15 protein-coding genes are annotated in these 18880 nt (G+C 49.5%); 10 read left to right on the top strand and 5 right to left on the bottom strand.

All coding sequences use genetic code 11. The features are described 5' to 3' along the window. The first annotated feature begins 131 nt into the window (after positions 1-131). Complete coding sequence (locus EA408_11435; GenBank protein ID TVR70344.1) at positions 132-2669, top strand: TonB-dependent receptor; 2538 nt, start codon at positions 132-134, stop codon at positions 2667-2669. Positions 2670-2759: 90 nt separating this feature from the next. Here the strand turns inward: EA408_11435 and EA408_11430 are convergent, their stop codons facing one another. Continuing rightward, complete coding sequence (locus EA408_11430) at positions 2760-3884, bottom strand: hypothetical protein (GenBank protein ID TVR70343.1); 1125 nt, start codon at positions 3882-3884, stop codon at positions 2760-2762. A gap of 301 nt (positions 3885-4185) precedes the next feature. On the opposite strand from EA408_11430, the gene msrB reads away from it, so the two are divergent. After that, on the top strand, positions 4186-4710 hold the full coding sequence (gene msrB / locus EA408_11425) for a peptide-methionine (R)-S-oxide reductase (protein ID TVR70345.1): 525 nt from the start codon (positions 4186-4188) through the stop codon (positions 4708-4710). 72 nt (positions 4711-4782) lie between these two features. Here the strand turns inward: msrB and EA408_11420 are convergent, their stop codons facing one another. Continuing rightward, positions 4783-6105, bottom strand: a complete 1323-nt coding sequence (locus EA408_11420; GenBank protein ID TVR70342.1) for an MFS transporter — start codon at positions 6103-6105, stop codon at positions 4783-4785. A gap of 248 nt (positions 6106-6353) precedes the next feature. Here EA408_11420 and EA408_11415 point away from each other — a divergent pair, with 248 nt between their 5' ends. From EA408_11415 to EA408_11400, 4 genes are all read left to right on the top strand, one after another. After that, positions 6354-6941 carry a hypothetical protein gene (locus EA408_11415; protein ID TVR70341.1) on the top strand — a complete coding sequence of 196 codons (588 nt, stop codon included), beginning with the start codon at positions 6354-6356 and terminating at the stop codon, positions 6939-6941. An 83-nt stretch (positions 6942-7024) separates the two neighbouring features. Then, positions 7025-8782, top strand: coding sequence for a cellulase (locus tag EA408_11410; protein TVR70340.1), 1758 nt, complete (start codon positions 7025-7027; stop codon positions 8780-8782). Positions 8783-8814: 32 nt separating this feature from the next. Next, entirely contained in the window at positions 8815-10215 is a 1401-nt protein-coding gene (locus EA408_11405) for a hypothetical protein (protein ID TVR70339.1), read from the top strand. Then, entirely contained in the window at positions 10212-11597 is a 1386-nt protein-coding gene (locus tag EA408_11400; protein TVR70338.1) for a hypothetical protein, read from the top strand. Before EA408_11405 ends, EA408_11400 begins: the two co-directional genes overlap by 4 nt. Before the next feature lie 11 nt (positions 11598-11608). On the opposite strand, the gene EA408_11395 is transcribed toward EA408_11400, so the two are convergent. Continuing rightward, complete coding sequence (locus EA408_11395) at positions 11609-11890, bottom strand: hypothetical protein (protein TVR70337.1); 282 nt, start codon at positions 11888-11890, stop codon at positions 11609-11611. 113 nt (positions 11891-12003) lie between these two features. Between EA408_11395 and EA408_11390 the strand changes: the two genes are divergently transcribed. After that, positions 12004-12897, top strand: a complete 894-nt coding sequence (locus tag EA408_11390) for a hypothetical protein (protein TVR70336.1) — start codon at positions 12004-12006, stop codon at positions 12895-12897. A gap of 55 nt (positions 12898-12952) precedes the next feature. After that, positions 12953-13438: a flavodoxin gene (locus EA408_11385; protein TVR70335.1), complete on the top strand. Its 486-nt coding sequence runs from the start codon at positions 12953-12955 to the stop codon at positions 13436-13438. Between the two features lie 55 nt (positions 13439-13493). Here EA408_11385 and rlmD read toward each other — a convergent pair whose 3' ends face one another. Beyond that, positions 13494-14900 carry a 23S rRNA (uracil(1939)-C(5))-methyltransferase RlmD gene (gene rlmD / locus EA408_11380; protein TVR70334.1) on the bottom strand — a complete coding sequence of 469 codons (1407 nt, stop codon included), beginning with the start codon at positions 14898-14900 and terminating at the stop codon, positions 13494-13496. Between the two features lie 123 nt (positions 14901-15023). On the opposite strand from rlmD, the gene EA408_11375 reads away from it, so the two are divergent. Both EA408_11375 and rlmB read left to right on the top strand, forming a co-directional pair. Then, positions 15024-16967 (top strand): ATP-binding cassette domain-containing protein, encoded by a 1944-nt coding sequence (locus EA408_11375; protein ID TVR70333.1) that lies wholly within the window; start codon positions 15024-15026, stop codon positions 16965-16967. Next, the gene (rlmB, locus tag EA408_11370; GenBank protein ID TVR70332.1) at positions 16964-17704 is read left to right on the top strand and encodes a 23S rRNA (guanosine(2251)-2'-O)-methyltransferase RlmB; all 741 of its coding nucleotides are present in this window, start codon (positions 16964-16966) and stop codon (positions 17702-17704) included. Before EA408_11375 ends, rlmB begins: the two co-directional genes overlap by 4 nt. 144 nt (positions 17705-17848) lie before the next feature. Here the strand turns inward: rlmB and EA408_11365 are convergent. Continuing rightward, on the bottom strand, positions 17849-18880 hold a 1032-nt coding region (locus EA408_11365), incomplete at its 5' end, for a mechanosensitive ion channel family protein (GenBank protein TVR70331.1).

Raw genomic sequence — 18880 nt, 5'->3', positions numbered from 1 at the left:
ACTTATATTTAACTGATCTACAGGGCAAGGTCTTGTTATTAAAATTATTTAAAAAATTAAACTATTCTGCCTGTTACTTGTCTGTAACATCAGAAACATTGTTCAAATGCTTTTAAAACAGAGGCAATGATATGTACTTTAGCAAACTGACAACAGCAGTTATTTTACTTTTTATCTTCAAGTCAATAACAGCACAAAACGGCTCAGTGGCAGGTAGAATTGCTGACCCCGATACCGGCGAGCGGATTCCTTTTGCAACCATTGCTGTCTATCAGGGCGAATCGGCCGAGCCGTTAACCGGCGACGTGTCGGACGGCAACGGTAACTTTGAGATTGGCGGCTTGCCATTTGGAAGTTACAGGCTCATAGTATCATTCATAGGATACGAAACAAAAGAGATACCCGGCATTGATATAAATTCACAGGCACCAGGGGCCACGCTGGGGACAATCCACCTCAGCCAGTCGGTTACCGGACTTGAGGAAGTGGAGGTAACCGCTATGGCGCGCACCTCATCGTCACGAATTGACCGCACTACTTACAGGGCGGCCGACTTCGAGACTGCAAGGGGCGGAACCGCCTCCGACCTCCTGTCAAGGCTGCCATCAGTTTTGGTTAGCCCCGACGGTGAGGTTTCGGTAAGGGGCGCATCCGATTTTCTTGTTTACCTGAACGGCAGGCCCACAACGATGGAGCCTTCCATGATACTGTCACAGATCTCTGCCGGCTCAATTGAGAGTGTGGAGATAATTACCGTACCCGGTGCCAGGTTTGATGCACAGGGTGCAGGAGGAATAATCAATATAAACACCCGAAGGGCAGCCATCGAAGGTTTATCGGTTTCAGCACGGCTGCAGGGCGGATCTGCCCCGTGGGGCGAGTTGACCGATCCATACAGCGGTTACGAGATGAACAACGACATGTACGGTGGTAATCTGGACCTTCTTTACCATAGCGACAGGGTGACACTTTACAGCAACCTTTACTACAATAAGAGGAACACTAACGGGATAAGGAACGGGAATGCCAGCATCCTGCAGCCCACTGGTGAAAACTATACGCTTCACGGCACCGGTGCCAGGCCGGAACTGCACGAAAACATCTCTGTGAATGGGGGACTGGTACTGGACATATCGGAGCAATCATCGCTTGACCTGTCATATTTCTTTGCCAACAGGACCGAGACCAGGGGTGCATATTATCTGTACCGGGGAGAGGGGCTGACTGATCCACCCCCATATGCAGGAAATACCGATTACTGGACCTTCAATCCCAATGTAGGTGACAGACTGGGAATAATTCACAATATTACTGCCCAATACAGTTTTGAGCCCGACGAATACTCTGAGCTGGGAATAATGGCGGCATACGAGAGGACTGAGCTGAGGCGTGACCTGAGTAACCCCAACTATTCATATGACGAGGCAGCCGATATTATAACCTCCATACAGAGACATTTCATGCAGTCGGATGACACCCCGCTTGACGGGTTCAGGCTGAACATCGATTACCAGAGAGAGCTTAACAACGGACACAGCATCGGGGCCGGCTTCCAGCCCCAATACCTGAACAACAGGGGCTCTTTCAGCTATGACACCCTTAATGTAGTCCAAAACATCTGGGGCTCTTTTAGCAGCCTTGAGAATGATTTTGATCTGAAGAGGGGAATTTATGCGGCATACCTGAACTATTCCGGCAATGCTGGCAACCTGGGTTTTATGGCCGGACTGAGAATGGAATATACAGACCAGGTTATGGATATTGAAAACCCCGATTATTTCAGTCTGTTTGACAGGGAGACCAAGCCAAGATACACCCTGGAGAGGGCTAACCTGTTTCCCTCATTGCACCTGAGCTATCCCGTTTTTGACAACGATGAGCTGACTATGGCGGCAAGCAGAAGAATAAACAGGCCGCAAACCCAGAATATGGCGCCATTTCTTTACCGCAGGCACCACGAGGTATACGAAGTGGGTGACCCGGCCCTTGAACCTGAGTACCTGAATAATCTGGAGGTGTCATACCTTAAGCGGGCAGGAAATCAGAATATCAGGCTTACAGGGTTTTACCGGGGTACAAACAATGCCGTATTCAGGATATATACAGTTTACGACGAAGAGAACATACTGATACGGAGTTTCACAAATGCAGGCACATCGACTGCACTTGGTGCCGAGCTCAACACAGACCTTTCAATTGGCAGGATCGCCAGGATCTACCTGGGCGGGTCTCTCTATAATTTCAATGTAAGCGGTGAGTTCTTCGGCTATATGGAAGACAACAGCAGCACCAACTGGACCCTTAACGGCAATGTAAATATATTCCTGAACAGGTCGCTCAGGCTTGTTGTCGATTTCGACTGGAGGTCGGCTACCGTAACTGCCCAGGGCTCGGAGGATATGTTCTTTGTGACCGGGGCAGCCCTGAACTATATACCACCCCGTTGGCAGGCATGGAACTTCACTATACGGGCACTTGATATTCTTGGTACAAATGTTACAAACTGGTCAACCCGTGCATACGACAGCAGCGGCCGGCAGATATTCTTCAAGGAGACTGATTATGACCGGTATGGCCCTGTCGCCGAATTGAGCGTAACTTACTCGTTCAACCTTAACGGACGTACACTCAGAAGGGATGTCGATACCTTCGGCGATGAACAATTCTGATCTTTTACTGCAACCGGCACACGCTGCCAACTGCGTAAGACCTGGTCGGACTGGTGTGCGCTTCTGAAATGTTAAGGATTCCCGGAAGTGTTACCGGTTATAGGAAAGAGCCACATCACCGAGAACCGGGTTGATATCCATTACAAAAGTCCTGTTGCCCGTTTTCCGGGCAGTAATTGTCTTATCTCCCTGCCTGCCGGTTACTGTGGATACATCGCTGCCTGTTCGGATCTCAACAGAAATTTCAGTGGCATATCTTGCATCAAATTCTCCTGGCAAACTAAATGTCAGGGTATTACCATCAACAAGATGCGGTCCGTCAATATGCTCCCTGGTCATTATATACCTTAACACCGTTGTGGGCGGCTCAACCCAGAGCAACCCCCTGTCAGCCTTGTCGCTTACATAATCAAGGAGCGCCCTGTACCGGTCCACCCCCATCCTGCCCCAGCCCCATGGCTGCTCATCATCTACTGAATGGAGCTCCTGGATACTCCATCCTCCTGTTTTTATCGCAGCATCAACATGCTGTATTTCAATATCATCATTCGCATTGTCGTAAATCGATACCGGAGAAGAGTCCCTTCCGGCAAGTAACTGATCCTGCTCTTCCTTTGATACAAAGGCATCAAACAGGTTACTTCTGAAAGGATCATAATTGCTGAAATCAACTACCACTCCCCTGTCATTGTACATTCTCCTGCCACTCCTGGATCCAAGATAACCATGGTGCTTAAGCTCTTCAAGCCGGTCGTCATTGTATGCATCATAGGGAAATATCATATAAAGGACCGATGCCCCGGGCACATTCTCTTCAATGACCTTTTTCGTCATCACAACATCCCTCCCAACATCCCAGTCCGCTCCGCCCCTGCCCAGGTCAACCGCGGCTCCGTGCGACCAGGTGTGACTCAGCATCTCATGACCGTGTCTGACCATCCGTTCCATGATCATCCACATGGGTTCTCCTTTTCTGACACAGCTGCCAACAATAGCGCCTGCACCGAACCTGATCCCGCGGTTGTATGCAATAGTGTCTGCATAGCGGTGAATCCCCGAAGCACTTGGATTACACAGGTCATCGTGAATTATGGTGTACGCCGCAGCAGCTCCGCCTTTCCATTTAAGCACGCTTACCGAAACCGGGCCCGCGCCGGCTGACCCGCAGAGCAGGAGCAGCATGGGAAAAAACAATATTGCCTGAATATTTCTCATAAAGGATATTTTTTGACAATAATAAGCAAAAAACCATTATATATTAACAGGATTTAATCAGAACAACAACAAAGCCACTGATCAGAAATGCGAAATTACCGGTAACCGGTAAAAACTGACTTCGGTCTTATCATCCAACAGCTATTTACCATATTCCGGCTTATATTATTTTGAACATAACAAACTGCCGGTTGTTTATTTAAAACAGTCAAATACAGGAACCATGACAAGAATAATTATACTATTTGCCGCCCTGGCAATCATTTTACCCGGAACAATTATACCCCAAAACCCGAATGATATGAGATCACGGAACCCTATAGCACAGGAAAATGATAAAGGAGACTACATCATAAAAAGGAGCGAAAGTGAATGGAAACAGAAACTCGATCCACTGCAGTTTGAGATTCTAAGGAATGCAGGTACTGAAAGGGCTTTTTCCGGGCAACTATATGATAATAAAAAACCGGGCATATATTATTCGGCGGCCACCGGCCAGCCTCTTTTCCTGTCAGATGCGAAATACGACTCCGGGTGCGGGTGGCCCAGTTTTTTTGAGCCTGTAACAGAAGGGGCCATACTGTACCGGACTGACAGGTCGCACGGTATGATCAGAACCGAAATAATCGACTCGTCAAGTGGTTCGCATCTCGGACACGTTTTTGATGACGGACCTCCGCCGACCGGACTAAGATACTGTATGAACAGTGCAGCAATGATATTCGTGGGTATTGATGAAGTCCCCCCTCCGCTGGTAAGCTATTACATGGAAAACTACGCCACTGAAAAGGAAAAAGATGCTGTCAAAAATTTCCCGGGCAAATAGTGAGGGAATATTCCAACCACCACCTGACGGAAAGCATTTGTCTGCTGCCGATACGTCATAGCAAATCCGGCTTTACAGCTCCTTCTCAAGCTCCTCCAAAGGAACACCCTTGGTTTCAGGCATAAAGAACTTCACCCATACAAGCTGCAGTACCATCATTCCGCAAAATATGCCGAAGATAAACTGCGGTGCGACAGCATCTGCCATGAAAGGGAAAAACAGCGTGATAAGCGCAGCAAAGAACCAGTGGGTAAAGCTGCCCAGGGATTGACCGAAAGCCCGCTGCCTGTTGGGGAAAATCTCACTTATAAACACCCAGATAACAGCACCCTGACCTACCGCATGCGCGGCAATGAAAGCAAATATCAGCACTGGCACAAGGCCAAAGTTCTGGGAGGCAAAGGCCCAGGCTGTTAACCCTAGTGACAGGATATAGCCGAATGATCCGATAAAAAGCAGGGTGCGTCTTCCAAGCCTGTCTATCAGCCATAAACCGACAAAGGTGAACACAAGGTTGGTAACGCCTATGCCGACTGACTGCAGCATGGCAGCCTGTGCCTCCAGTCCGGTCATCTGGAAGATCCTCGGGGCAAAATAGAGAATGGCATTTATACCTGAAAGCTGGTTGAAAAAAGCAATAAAAAAAGCAAGCATTATAGGGGTCACCAGCCTCCTGGAGAAGAATTTCCCTGCGTTCTGCTTAAGATTTCCGGAAGCCTCTACCTCATCAACGAGCTGAACAAGTTCTTCTCTGCCAAGCCCGGGATTGATCTTTTCAAAAACTTCCATCCCGGCTTCCCTGTCTCTGCGGCGAACAATGAGCCATCTGGGACTCTCAGGTATGCCTATGCAGAATAATGCAAAGATCAGGGCGGGAACAGCCTCTACTCCAAGCATCCAGCGCCATGCATTCTCGCCGATGCCTGCCAGCAGGGTATTCGAAAGAAAGGCCACAAGTATCCCGAAGACTATATTGAACTGAAACATTCCGGCGAGCCTGCCCCTGTACCTGGGCGGGGCAATTTCGGAAATGAACATGGGTGCAGCAACCGTCGAGATACCAATACCCAGTCCCCCCAGAAACCGGGATATCATGAACGAATACACCTCGGGAGCCAGGGCAGACCCAAATGCAGACACCAGGTATAGCACTCCGATCCACAATAGGGTTTTACGGCGACCGAAGTAGTGGGCCGGCCAGCCTCCCAGGAGCGAGCCTGCAACTGTGCCCCACAGGGCCATGCTTATTGCCAGTCCGTGCAAAGAACTGCTCAGGCCCCAAAGCGACTGAATAGATTGTTCGGCGCCCGATATCACAACCGTGTCAAACCCGAAAAGAAAACCGGCCAGAGCGGCTACCACTGAACTCTTATATAAAAACCACCTGTTACCCATGTCCGTTTTTTTATTTGATTGGCAGACCAGCGATGCTACACTTACACTCCATGCGCAACCTGCTTAAATGGATTAATATTTAAAAACCTCCAAAATAAAAAAATTATGATTAACAGTCCCCTGAGTTGATTGTTTTTTTATACATTTATCGGCCAAAGCCGTGTATGGCATCATAATTGTTTTTTAACAACCTGCGGGTAGATCTGATAACCCGGCAGTAAATAATCGAGCAAACTAAATCATAAAAGATGGAAAGAAAAACTTACTATTACCTGACAGCATTATTGCTGATTACCGTGATAACATTCAGCCAGTGCCGTTCTAAAAGAGACACAGCAGCTGTACCTGAAGGCGAAACCAGGGTTGAAGTGTTGTGCAGCGGACCTGAATTTTTCTCCGACAATGAGACTTTCAGGGCCAATTCGGTTGCCGAAAGCCGCAACCAGGCAAATTCAAAAAGGATGGCGCTGAGCAACGCCAGGGCTGAGCTTGCCGCTCAGATAGAGGTGACTGTTAAAAGCGTGATTGACAATTATGTGCAGGATATAACCGTTGGCGACCGTTCAGAATTCATGCAGCGCTATGAAGGTCTTTCAAGAGAGGTGATAAACCAGAGGCTGGCCGGTACAAGAGTGATTTGTGAAGAGCTTACAAGGACTGCACAGGGGATGTACAAGACCTATATTGCCATTGAACTCAGCGGCCAGGACATTCTTAATGCCATGAACCAAAGGATATCCAACGACGAAAGGCTGAGACTGGACTACAACTACGAAAAGTTCAAGGATACCTTCGACCAGGAGATGGAGCAGATGAGGCAGGAACGTGGCTACTGAAGCATCACTGCAGTTAAATTAATTTAAATCAAGGTCAGGCCCTGCGGCCAGACCTTATTTCTCATTATAAAACTCTCAGAAACATGATCAGATTATTATCACTTTTCCTGCTGGCCCTTATATCAGTGTCAGCTTTTTCACAACGGCGAAGCGAGCAGATAAGGGTAAACCAGATAGGATACTATCCCAATGCACCCAAAATTGCAGCTGTACGTGAATACCCGGCAGACATATTCCACATAACCACTCCTGACCTGGCAGATACTCTTTTTACCGGGACAGCCACCGGGCCGAAGAGTGCCCCGTATTCGGATGTCGAGACCTGGCTGGCCGATTTCAGCGATTTCACAGTCACAGGTGTCTATGTAGTGGTTGTTCCCGGACTTGGTTACTCATGGCCATTTGAAATTACCGGGGCCGTGCATGAACCACTTGCTAAAGCTTCTCTTAAGGCATTTTATTTTAACAGGATGTCCACTCCCTTACCCTGGGAATATGCCGGTAAGTGGGCAAGACCGGCAGGACACCCCGACAACCATGTAATGGTGCATGCCTCCGCTGCCACGGAGACCAGACCCGAGGGAACCATAATATCGGCACCGAAGGGATGGTATGATGCCGGCGATTACAACAAATATGTTGTAAACAGCGGGATAACAATGGGAACAATGTTGTCGGCACTGGAAGATTTTCCGGAGTACTATAATAACCTTACGGTGAACATACCTGAAACGGGGAACGGCCTGCCCGACATACTTAACGAGCTGCTCTGGAACCTGAGATGGATGATAAAAATGCAGGATCCTTACGACGGCGGAGTTTATCATAAACTGACAACCGCAAACTTCGAAGGCAGGCTGATGCCGGCTGAAGCAGTTAACCAGAGATATGTGGTTCAGAAAAGTACTGCTGCCGCACTGAATTTTACCGCAGTCCTGGCACAGGCATCAAGAATACTCAGGGAGTATGAGAATATTGTTCCGGGACTGGCGGACTCCTGCATAAATGCCGCTGTCTATGCCTGGGAATGGGCTGTTGAAAATCCCGAATTATACTACAGGCAGAATGATATGAACAGGCAGTATGACCCCGATATTGTAACCGGAGCCTACGGCGACGGAAATGTAACAGACGAATTCATATGGGCTGCTGCCGAACTGTTCATTACCACCGGCGATGATAAGTATTTCAGATCCGTCAACCTGTTTCCCGATACTGAAATGCCAATTCCATCATGGAACCAGGTCAGGCTCCTTGCATACTATTCGCTGCTTAGGAAAGAAGATGATCTGCCGCAATTTGCATCGGGTAACATTGAGATCATTAAGATCAGACTCGAAAGGCTGGCAAACGAACTTATCGAAGACCTGGGCAGCCGCCCTTATCATGCCGTAATGGGAAGGAGTCCGAGAGACTTTGTATGGGGCAGTAATTCCGTCGCTGCAAATCAGGGCATCGCGCTCATTAATGCATACCTGATTACCGGTAACAGGAGCTATCTTGATGGTGCTCTGCACAATCTCGATTACCTGGCAGGCAGAAATGCCACAGGTTATTCATTCGTGACAGGGCACGGTTACAGGACACCCATGCATGTACACCACCGGCCCTCGGATGCCGATCCGCTGCCTGATCCTGTACCCGGACTTCTGGCAGGGGGCCCAAATCCCGGGCAGCAGGACGGCTGTGATTACCCATCGGATGTACCTGACGAATCATTCGTTGATGACTGGTGTTCATACGCATCCAATGAGATAGCAATTAACTGGAACGCACCCCTGGTATACCTTAGCGGCGCAATTGAAGCACTGCAGTTTGATGCAGGATATTCAGGGAGATAGAATGGATAAACGACAAGAAAAATAATTGTACAATGCAGAGGCTTTCAGCAATAACACCTTACCTGCCGGTACTTTTGCTGCTCCTGGCAGTTGCAACTTTGCCCTCATGCGCATCGCGAAGGTTTGCCCGTCAGGCTGAGAAACTCGAGGATGCAGGGTTTTATGAGATGGCGGCTGAAAGGTACCTGCAATCATTCAATGCCAACCGCAACAACGTCGATGCGGCTACCGGCCTCCGCAGGACAGGGCAAAGGACACTTGAGGCAAAAGCAGCCAGGGTAACCCAGGCATGGAATGAGGGTGATGACAGGGAAACGGTATACCGGTATCTTGATGCTCTGAACTGGCACCAGCGGATAAGGGCCGCAGGGATTGATCTGGCTATGCCTGCCCAGGCCCGCTCGCATTATGAAGATGCCAGGCCAAGGTTCCTGGACCGCTCTTTCGAAGAAGCGAGGTTATTGCTGGAAGAAGAGCAGTTCAGCCGGGCTGAGGCTATATTTTCGGAGATAAAGAGGATCGACCCTTCCTACCGCGACGTTGACCAGCATATGAGGATCTCACGCAGCGAACCTCTGTACCGTGAAGGTGTGGAGTATTATAATAGCGGCTATTATCGCAGGGCTTACTATACATTCTCCATGCTGATCAACAATCACGGAACTTACAAGGATGCAAGGGAGCTGCAGCAGGATGCACTGGATAAAGGAATACTGACAATTGCTGTTGCAGACTTTGAGAATACCACCGGCCACCGCACGATACATAACACACTAAGGCGCGAAGTAGTATCGCAGCTGAGCGGTACAGGCAACCCGTTCATCAGGGTTGTGGATGAGCGGAACATTGATGCCTTCCTGAGGGAGCAGGAACGCGCGGCGGCCGCCGGCAGGGAAATAGAGGTGGGAAGGCTGTTGGCCGCCAGGGCAATACTTACCGCAAGGGTGACAAACTTCGGAGTTTCCGGTGGCGGCATCCAGCGGACTGAGAGAAGAGGCTACCTCAGGGAAGTTGTGAAGGTAAGGGATAACGTCACAAGAGAGGAGAGTGAACGGACTGTCTACCATAAGGTCACATATAATGAGTTCAAAAGGGCCAACAGTACCAGGGGATCAATTGAATACCAGCTTAGTTCAACTGAAACAGGAGCGATACTTCTTTCGGGCAAAGCTGATCTTAATCCCCGCGACGAAATACATTTTGCAGTATTCGACGGCGATGTAAAGAACCTGGTACCGGGTCACTGGGAATACAAAGACAGGGAATCACCGAAAGATGTCATCCAGGATGAACCAAGACATATCAGAAGCCTCAGGTCACTCCTGGAGGCACGCCAGACCATAAAGCCGGTTGAAGCCCTCAGGGAAGAACTTGTAAAGGGACTGGCATCGCACGTCAGCCAGGCCATAAACCAATATGACCCGGAAAAATGATGGCAGGTACTGTAAAATATATGTCTGTACTATTGCTGCTTCTGTATCTGAGCAGTTGCGGTGGGGGAAGGTCGCTGCCGGAACCTGCTGAGCCGGCGCCGGACTGGGTGAACCGGCGCCCCGTCATACCCGGTTACTATGTTGGTATCGGCTGGGCGCGTAAGACACCCAATGTTCATCAATACCAGCAGACTGCAAGACAGAATGCACTGGCCGACCTTGCCGGTGGCATTTCGGTCACCATTTCATCAAGTTCCGTGCTTCATGCCTTTGAGTCAAACCTGGGCTTCAGGGAGGATTTCTCAGCTACTGTCGAAGCCAGAACGCTTGAGGACCTGGAAGGTTATGAAACAGTCGGCACATGGGAGGATCATGAGAGTTACTGGATGTATTTCAGGCTTTCAGAGGCCAGGCACCGCGAAATTGTTGCCAGAAGAAGAGAGGATGCAAAAAAGCTTGCCGCCGGGCATCTTGAACACGCCCTGAAAGCAAGGGATGACGGACATCTGCGCACCAGTCTGGTCCACCTCATAAACTCGATGGAGGCAATCCGCAATTACCTGGATGATCCTCTGCCGTCAGAATTCAGGGGGCGCCAGGTGCAACTGGGTACTGAAATATTCAATGAGCTGTCGGCCACAATTTCGCAGATTGAGATCGAACCTGAAACTCCTGTAATAACTGTAAAAACCGGGAATGAGATTCCCTCGTCGCTACTGAGGTTCAGGGTCACGCAGTTCAGCGGTGGGCCTGTTCCCGATTTCCCGCTGATAGCAACATATACCGGCCGGCCCATAAGAAACAACCGTACAAGGACTGCCAGGGACGGCTCGGCAGGCTTTGGAATCGATGTGGTAAGGTCGATTGATGCAACGGAAACGTTCAGGGTCGAAGCCGATATTGAATCGATACTTGAAGAATCGACAAGAGACCCCGTTATAAGAAGACTGATCAGGCGCTTTGGCTCCCCCGGCACTGAGGTGACAATAAGAGCGGAGCCTCCGGTTATCGCAATTATATCGGAGGAAACAAACCTCGGCCATCCCCTAATTCCCGGCATAATTGGCGAGAGTGCAAGGAAATCGTTGATTGCATCGGGCTATATTGCAGCAGGTGATACATCGCAAGCCGATTATATATTGAGAATAACAGCTTCATCAACAGTGACAGGTGAGACCGGCTCATTCACGAATTCCAGGGTCACCGGTTCATTGTCACTCGAACATTCCGGCGGAAGAGTTATATACCGGAGGGATCTGGAAGGTTTCACCGGCTCACATTTAAGCCCCGAAAGCGCAGGAGAGGAAGCGTTCAGACAGGCTGCAAGAAGGACTGAAAGCAGCTTTTCAAGGGAGATTGACGAGGCGATAAAGAAAAGGTGATATTGCAGTTTCTACCTAGGGAGGCTGTTAAGTCTCCCGATTAGCTCTCTTGTCTTCTCATGCAGCTCCTTCCTGATATCACGGTAATACATTCTGGTATTACCGTGACCCGGTTGCGGGTTATTTAACATAAAAACAAGCCTGTTCCTGAGTTCGACTGCATCAGCTATTATCAGCTGCACATTCTCCTGGTTCAGCGAGGGTGTATGCTCAAGGAATGTGAAACATTCACCGGTAACCCTGAAGCAGAGGTTATTTATATGTTTCTTCAGTTTCCGCCTGCCGGCCATCATATGATGGATTAATCGTAATACAATATACAAATAAATAACTTATAAACAATATTTTTAAACAAGGCGGGCAATTTTGTGTTTATATTCAAGAACTGCTGCCGGAGCCTAAAACCATGACTACAACTTCAACAGGTAAACTATCACGATCAGGCGAACCACTGGGTGACTTTTTTGTAAAAAACAACAATGTTTCTGAAGCATTTCATTTTGACCAGGGGATATATAGCAGAGGTATATCCTTTTACGAGGTAATAAAAGTACAGGATAAAGTCCCTCTTTTTGCTGAAGATCACATTGAAAGGCTGATCAGGTCAGCGTCAGGAAGGAATGTTACAAGCATACCGCCGGCAAACTTAATAATGGATAACATAAAGCTCCTCATCGACGTCAACAGTGAGTACGGTGACGGAAATATCAGGGTGGTCCTGCATTGTGATGTTGACTGCATTTCACCCCCCCATATATACAGTTACTTCATACCCCATTACTATCCTGCCGCAACCGAATACCAGAAGGGTGTTCACCTTATTACGGTCAACGCAGAACGCCTGGATGTACACTGCAAGATAATTGATATGAATTTCAGGGTATCCATTGCAGCGAGAATCAGACAGGAAAATGCAATGGAAGCACTCCTGGTCACCGAAGAAGGCTTTGTTACCGAGGGAAGCAAATCAAACTTTTTCGCGATTAAAGATGAATTGGTCGTTACACCCCCGGAAAAGGATGTTCTTCCGGGTATAACAAGAAAATACATCCTGGAAATATGCAACCGGGAAGGCATAGCATACGAGGAAAGAAAAATACACTCAGGTGATCTTAACGGCTTCAGTTCATGCTTCATTACAGGAACGTCGCCGGGAGTCCTGCCGGTTCGGAGTATTGACAACAGGGTATATTCACCCGTTCACCCTCTCCTCAGGATGTTGTCGTCAAAATATGCCCGGGTCGTAAAGGATTATTCAGAATATTACCGTCAGGGGAATACCCTGTCGGCAGACAGTTAAGATATCCCGCACTGGTATCAGGTTCTATAATGCTAATAATGTGCTAAATACAAGTATGGCTGCTGTAATCATATATATGTCACGTCACGGTTGTGCCGAAAAGGCAGCCCGCATGCTGGCCGGTATGCACTGGAAAAAGGTCGAGATGATCAACCTGAGGGACAAGCACCCGCCGCCGCTGTCGGGTTACGATACAATAATAATCGGCGGATCGGTACACATGGGCCGGATACAGGAGAAGATCCGGAAGTTCTGCAGCGACAATGAAGCTGACCTGCTCAGGAAACGACTCGGACTGTATCTTTGCCATATGTGCGAAGGAGATAAAGCCGCCAGTCAGTTTAAAGGGGCTTTCAGCGAAAAGCTGCGTGATCATGCCGTGGCAAAGGGACTGTTTGGCGGTGAGTTCACCCTGGAAAAAATGAACAGGGCTGAAAGAGAACTGATCAGCAGCTCAGGAGTTGACAAATCGGTTTCGCATCTCGATAAAAAAGCCATCGAAGGCTTCGGCAGGGTCATCTTCCACCTTGACAAATCATGAAAAAGGGCCGGATCCGGTCAGATCACTGACGGCAGCATGGTATTCCGGGAAGATATCAGCGCCTGGTCAGCAGCGCCATGCTCTCGACATGGTGCGTATGAGGGAACATGTCAATGGCACGCAGCCTCTCAACACGATAGGCATGGTCAAGCAACGCTATGTCCCTCGCCTGTGTTGCCGAATTACAACTTACGTACACTATTTTCTGCGGCAATATCTCCGCCAGCCTGCCCACGACATCGCCATGCATGCCGGTACGCGGCGGATCAGTTATTATGGTATCTGGTTTGCCATGCCGGTCAGTAAATTCGCGGGTCAGCAGCTCCTTTATATCTCCGGCATGGAAAGTGGCATTGTCAATATTGTTCACTGCCGCATTGAGCCTTGCATCCTCAACCGCATCCTCCACATATTCGAGTCCCCGCACCACCCCGCATTGACCCGCAAGAAACAGGGCAATGGTGCCGGTTCCGGTATAGAGATCGTAAACAGTTTCACGCTTTCGCGGAAGGGCATAATCCCTGACTATCCTGTAGAGTTCCAAAGCCTGGGCCGGATTGGTCTGGTAAAACGATTTCGGGCCGACCCTGAACTTCAGGCCCTCCATCTCCTCTGTTATATGATCTCTCCCGCTGAACAGTTTCACATCAAGGTCGGAAATGGTGTCGTTGGCCTTGGGGTTAATAACGTACATAAGCGAAGTGATCTCAGGAAAGCTGCCGGCAGTGAATTCCAGCAACCGTTGGATCTCCTCCCTGTCATCCCTGAAAAAAACCACTATCACCATCACCTCCCCGTTTGAGCTTGTCCGCACCACCAGTGTCCGCAAAAAACCCTCCTGCCTTACAAGGTCGAAGAACTCAAGGTTGCGCTCAATAGCATAATCCCTGATTGCCTGCCTTATCGGGTTTGACGGATCGGGCTGCAGCCAGCACTTTTTTATATCGAGTACCTTGTCAAACCGGCCCGGAATATGAAACCCCGCGGCCCTCATATCATCAAATGTTTCGCCCGACGATAACTCCTCTCCGGTAAGCCACCTCCTGGAAGTAAAGGTAAACTCCAGCTTGTTCCTGTAAAACTCCGTTGCAGGGGCGGCCAGGATGGGCTCGGAAGCAGGGAAGTCAAACTTTCCGATCCTCCTGAAATGGTCGGTTACCTCCTGCTGCTTAGCTTCAAGCTGCTGTTCATAGGAAAGGTGCTGCCACTTGCAGCCGCCGCATATGCCGAAATGTTCACAAACCGGTTCGATCCGGTGGTCCGACATCTCATGAAACCTGACAATGCTCCCCTCAAGGAAATTACGCCTCTTTTTCGTAACCTGCACATCGACGACATCGCCCGGTGCGGCAAAAGGCACGAATACCACCCTGTCATCATGCCTGACAACAGCTTTGCCACCGGCAGCTATTCCGGTTATTGAGATTTTTTCAAGAAGCGGCAGCGGTTTCTTTCTTCGCACTTTCTGTTTTTTTGATGCAAAGTTAATTATTATCCGGTATCACTGCATAACTTAAGATTATACCCCGCCCCACGGAGCGGGTAAAATATTTTTTATCTTTGCTCACCCTAAACTAAGGTATTTATGATCTCGGTCAACCAGGTAGCAATAAATTTCGGCGATTTTGAGCTGTTCAGCGGCATCTCATTCCAGATTAACAGGAGAGACCGGATAGGACTGGTGGGCCGTAACGGTGCGGGAAAAACAACCCTGCTAAGGATGATCAAGGGACAGGTCACACCCGATAGCGGAGAGATAGTGGTGCCCGAGGGTATAAACATTGGCTACCTGCCCCAGCAGATGGTGCACCATGACGGGAAGACCGTTTTCGAAGAGGCGATGTCGGCCTTTTCGGAGGTGCTGCGCCTTGAACGGGAGATAGAGCATATAAACGGCCAGCTAGCCTCAAGGAAAGATCATGAATCCGGCGATTACATGAAGCTTATCGGCAAACTGGCAGAGAAGACCGAAAGGTACCAGCTTATCGGTGGCGGAAACATTCACGCCGACGTGGAACAGACGCTGCGGGGACTGGGTTTCAGGGAAGGGGACCTCCACAGGGCCACCTCTGAGTTCAGCGGGGGCTGGAGAATGCGGATCGAGCTTGCCAAACTGCTCCTGCAGAAACCTGAGGTTTTTCTGCTTGATGAACCTACCAACCACCTCGACATTGAATCAATCCAGTGGCTTGAGGAGTTCCTTGCGGCATATCCCGGGGCAGTGGTGCTGATATCGCACGACAGGGCCTTTCTGGACAGGGTAACGGACAGGACAATTGAAATATCTCTTGGAAAGGTGTATGATTACAAGGCTGCCTACTCCAGGTACGTTGAACTGCGCAAGGAGAGGCGTGAACAGCAGCTTGCCTCATACCGCAACCAGCAGAAGATGATATCCGACACCGAAAAGTTCATAGATCGTTTCAGGTATAAGGCAACCAAGGCAGTGCAGGTGCAGTCCCGCATCAAACAGCTTGATAAGCTTGATATCATCGAGATTGACGAAGAGGATACCTCCACCATGAATGTGCGCTTTGCCCCTGCCCCGAGGTCGGGAAGCATTGTGGCCGAGCTGAAGGATGCAGGCAAACGTTACGGTAACCATACCGTATTTCAGAATGTCAATATGGTTATCGAGAGGGGTGAAAAGATCGCATTTGTAGGCCGCAACGGTGAGGGCAAAACCACATTGTCACGCATACTGGTAGGAGAATTACCATTCGATGGAGGTATGAAAGCAGGGCATAACGTCAGAGTTGGTTATTTCGCACAGAACCAGGACGAGCTGCTGGATGAAGAGAAAACCGTGCTGCAGACCATTGATGATATTGCCGTGGGTGACATACGCACAAGGGTCAGGGCAATCCTTGGAGCATTCCTGTTCAGCGGAGAGGATACCGGCAAGAAGGTGAAGGTGCTGTCGGGAGGCGAACGGTCGCGGCTGGCTATAGCTAAGCTTCTGCTGGAACCTTATAACCTGCTGGTACTTGATGAGCCCACAAATCATCTCGACATGCGCTCAAAGGATGTCCTGAAGCAGGCGCTGCTCAGATATGACGGCACCCTGGTTCTGGTGTCGCATGACAGGGAGTTCCTCGATGGCCTGGCAGGGAAGATATACGAATTCAGTAACGGGGGTGTAAAAGAGAATGTGGGAGGTATATGGGATTTCCTGAGAAAAAAGAAACTCGAATCGCTCGATGCCCTGGATAGTGCCGTGAAAGCTGAAGCTAAACCCCAAAAGGAGAAGCCGGCAAGCGACGGAAAGATCTCATGGGAGAGAAAAAAGGAGAAGATAAGAGAGGTCAGAAAACTCGAGAACCAGGTCAGACGTGCCGAAAACATGATTAACGAGCTTGAAAAGGAGATTGGCGAGATGGATGAGCTGCTTGCTGCACCTGACAAGGAGACGCTGATGGGACTCGAACAGGACTTCTTTTCACGCTACGAAAGAAAAAAGAAAAAGCTGGCTGATGAGATGGGGAGGTGGGAAAAACTTGCAGGCGAACTGGAAAACATGAGCTTATGAGAAAAGACATCATTTACGGCATAAGGCCGGTAATGGAGGCCGTTGAGGCCGGCAGTGAGATCGACAGGGTCTTTCTGCGCAACGGTCTCCGGGGCCCCCTGGCGCAGTCGCTCCTGAACCTTCTCCGGCACAGGGAGGTGCCCTTCCAGTTCGTCCCTGTCGAAAAACTGAACAGGATCAGCAGGATAAACCACCAGGGTGTGATCGCTATGACCTCAGCCATTACCTGGCATGACCCTGCGCAGATAATCCCGGCTGTTTATGAAAATGGCGAGACACCCTTCATTTTGGTGCTGGATGGCATTACAGACGTCAGGAATTTCGGCGCTGTTGCTCGCACTGCCCTGTGCGCCGGGGTGCATGCCATCGTGGTGCCGGTCAAAGGCAGCGCCATGACCGGACCAGATGCCATCAAGACCTCTGCAGGGGCGCTTCATACCATACCCGTTTGCCGCACGCAAAATCTGACTGAAACAGTTAATTATTTGAAGGAGAGCGGACTGAAGATCGTTGCAGCAACTGAAAAGGCTGAAAAGCTTTACCATGAAGCAGACCTTCGGGGACCAGCGGCACTGGTCATGGGTTCAGAGGAAAAAGGTATTTCTCCTGATGTCATTGAGCAGGCTGACATAAAGGTTAAAATTCCCGTTTCAGGCCCGATAGGCTCCCTCAACGTATCTGCCGCAGCCTCTGTACTGGTGTACGAGATGGTCAGGCAGAGATCTTTGCAGGGATAAGGGGGTATATACCGGGGCAGGATACCTGCTACTGTAAATCCGGTGAACCACTTTTCGGATCAGCTGAATTCCTGACTGCCATGGCGGAAGGGACTGCGTTCATTTCCCCGAAAGGGAAATTCCAGTCTCAAAATGGTATCGATTTCAGTCAATCAGCTTCCTGAAATCTTCGCCGGTGGGATTCTGAAACACCCTCAGCCCGAACTCCGGGGCCACCGACAGAATATGATCAAAAATATCTGCCTGCAGGGATTCGTAGACCGGCCAGGACTGCTCCTTGCTGAAAACCATGATCTCTATGGGAATGCCGGTTGGACCGGGTTGAAGGTGCCTTATCACGAAGGTCATGTCCTGGCATATCTTGGCATGGTTGCGGAGGTAAAGCTCAACGTACTTGCGGAACACCCCGATATTGGTCTGGCGCCTCCTGTTGACAACAACAGATGCATCAATGTCATGCTCTTCATTGTACTTTCTCATCTCCTTCTCCTTGTCTTTGATATACTGCGAAAGCACCTTTATGCGGCCGAACTTGTCGATCATTTCGGGGGTGCAGAAAGTAACCGACTTCATATCAATGCTTATGGAGCGCTTAATTCTCCTTCCTCCCGATTCAGACATGCCACGCCAGTTGTAGAATGATTCCTTGACAAGGGCATAGGGGGGTATGGTGGTGATGGTCTTGTCCCAGTTACGCACCTTTACCGTATTGAGGGTTATCTCAAAAACCTCACCGTCGGCATTGCGGCTGGGCATCTCAATCCAGTCGCCCACCTTCACCATGTTATTGACCGACAACTGCACGCTGGAAACAAAACCCAGAATTGTGTCCTGGAACACCAGCATCAGCACCGCAGCCATCGCACCAAGTCCACCCAGAAACACAAGGGGCGATTTGCCTATGAGCACGGAGAGGATCAGAATGCCACCGATGAAAAATATTATAATTTTGGCTACCTGGATATATCCCTTTATGCTTACATCCTTTGAAATAGGGAAGGTCCTGTAAATTGACTGAAATACGTTAAGAAGTGCATCCAGGGCCAGCAGTCCGAGAAGTATCATCACCACCGAAATCAATGCCTGCAGGGTTGCCGCAGTTTCGGGATAATTGGCCAGTGCCACCGGCAGGGTAAAATAGAAAACCAGGGCGGGGGCATAATTTGCCAGCCGGTC

The sequence above is a fragment of the Marinilabiliales bacterium genome, assembly GCA_007695015.1.
Classification (GTDB): Bacteria; Bacteroidota; Bacteroidia; order Bacteroidales; family PUMT01; genus PXAP01.
The sequence above is the reverse complement of the archived record's forward strand: the minus strand, read 5'-3'. Positions and strand labels throughout refer to the sequence as shown.

Bases quoted from the DNA above. Each gene is read 5' to 3' on its own strand.
- EA408_11420 (TVR70342.1), bottom strand. From the start codon at position 6,105: ATGGGTAACAGGTGGTTTTTATATAAGAGTTCAGTGGTAGCCGCTCTG.
- EA408_11375 (TVR70333.1), top strand. From the start codon at position 15,024: ATGATCTCGGTCAACCAGGTAGCAATAAATTTCGGCGATTTTGAGCTG.
- EA408_11385 (TVR70335.1), top strand. From the start codon at position 12,953: ATGGCTGCTGTAATCATATATATGTCACGTCACGGTTGTGCCGAAAAG.
- EA408_11430 (TVR70343.1), bottom strand. From the start codon at position 3,884: ATGAGAAATATTCAGGCAATATTGTTTTTTCCCATGCTGCTCCTGCTC.
- EA408_11435 (TVR70344.1), top strand. From the start codon at position 132: ATGTACTTTAGCAAACTGACAACAGCAGTTATTTTACTTTTTATCTTC.
- EA408_11390 (TVR70336.1), top strand. From the start codon at position 12,004: ATGACTACAACTTCAACAGGTAAACTATCACGATCAGGCGAACCACTG.
- EA408_11415 (TVR70341.1), top strand. From the start codon at position 6,354: ATGGAAAGAAAAACTTACTATTACCTGACAGCATTATTGCTGATTACC.
- rlmB (TVR70332.1), top strand. From the start codon at position 16,964: ATGAGAAAAGACATCATTTACGGCATAAGGCCGGTAATGGAGGCCGTT.
- msrB (TVR70345.1), top strand. From the start codon at position 4,186: ATGAGATCACGGAACCCTATAGCACAGGAAAATGATAAAGGAGACTAC.
- EA408_11410 (TVR70340.1), top strand. From the start codon at position 7,025: ATGATCAGATTATTATCACTTTTCCTGCTGGCCCTTATATCAGTGTCA.
- EA408_11405 (TVR70339.1), top strand. From the start codon at position 8,815: ATGCAGAGGCTTTCAGCAATAACACCTTACCTGCCGGTACTTTTGCTG.
- EA408_11395 (TVR70337.1), bottom strand. From the start codon at position 11,890: ATGATGGCCGGCAGGCGGAAACTGAAGAAACATATAAATAACCTCTGC.
- EA408_11400 (TVR70338.1), top strand. From the start codon at position 10,212: ATGATGGCAGGTACTGTAAAATATATGTCTGTACTATTGCTGCTTCTG.